Genomic DNA, 1,043 nt, shown 5'->3' with positions numbered 1-1,043 from the left:
TGCTCGATGATGTGCGCGCTCCAGCCGGCCGTGCGCGCGATCACGAAGATCGGCGTGAACATTGCCGTCGGCACGCCCATCATGTGATACGAGACCGCGCTGAACCAGTCGAGATTCGGGAACATCTTCTTCGCATCCCACATCACCGATTCGAGCCGCTCGGCAATCGAAAACAGCTTGGTGTTGCCCGCTTCCTTCGAGAGCTTCTTCGCGACTTCCTTGATGACCTTGTTGCGCGGATCGGAGATCGTGTACACCGGGTGGCCGAAGCCGATCACCACTTCCTTGTTCTCGACGCGGCGGCGAATATCGGCCTCGGCTTCGTCCGGGCTCTGATAGCGCGACTGGATCTCGAACGCGACTTCATTGGCGCCGCCGTGCTTCGGCCCGCGCAGCGCGCCGATCGCACCGGTGATCGCCGAGTAGAGGTCCGAGCCCGTGCCCGCGATCACGCGGCCGGTGAACGTCGATGCGTTGAACTCGTGCTCGGCGTACAGGTTCAGCGACACGTGCATGGCATCGACCCACGACTTCGACGGCTCGACGCCATGCAGCAGATGCAGGAAGTGGCCGCCGATCGAATCGTCGTCGGTCTCGACTTCGATGCGCTTGCCGTTGTGCGAATAGTGATACCAGTACAGCAGCATCGAGCCGAGCGAGGCCATCAGCTTGTCGGCGATATCGCGTGAGCCCGGCAGGTTGTGATCGTCCTTCTCCGGCAGCACGGTGCCGAGCACCGACACGCCGGTGCGCATCACGTCCATCGGATGCGCGGCGGCGGGAATCCATTCGAGCGCGGCCTTGACGTTCGCGGGCAGGCCGCGCAGGCCCTTGAGTTTGGTCTTGTAGGCAGTCAGTTCGGCCTGGGTCGGCAGCTTTTCGTGGACCAGCAGATAAGCGATCTCTTCGAATTCGCACGCGCTCGCGATATCGAGAATGTCGTAGCCGCGATAGTGCAGGTCGTTGCCGGTCTTGCCGACCGTGCACAGCGCGGTGTTGCCCGCGGTCACGCCGGACAGCGCGACGGATTTCTTCGGTTTGAA

1 protein-coding gene is annotated in these 1,043 nt (G+C 62.7%); it reads right to left on the bottom strand.

All coding sequences use genetic code 11. From position 1 onward, the window contains the following. The coding region (prpC, locus tag PQQ53_RS34945) for a bifunctional 2-methylcitrate synthase/citrate synthase (protein WP_408329291.1) at positions 1-1,043 on the bottom strand (1,043 nt) is incomplete at both ends.

The organism is Paraburkholderia strydomiana (genome assembly GCF_046030495.1).
Classification (GTDB): Bacteria; Pseudomonadota; Gammaproteobacteria; order Burkholderiales; family Burkholderiaceae; genus Paraburkholderia; species Paraburkholderia strydomiana_A.
This window is presented reverse-complemented; position numbering and strand designations above follow the sequence as displayed.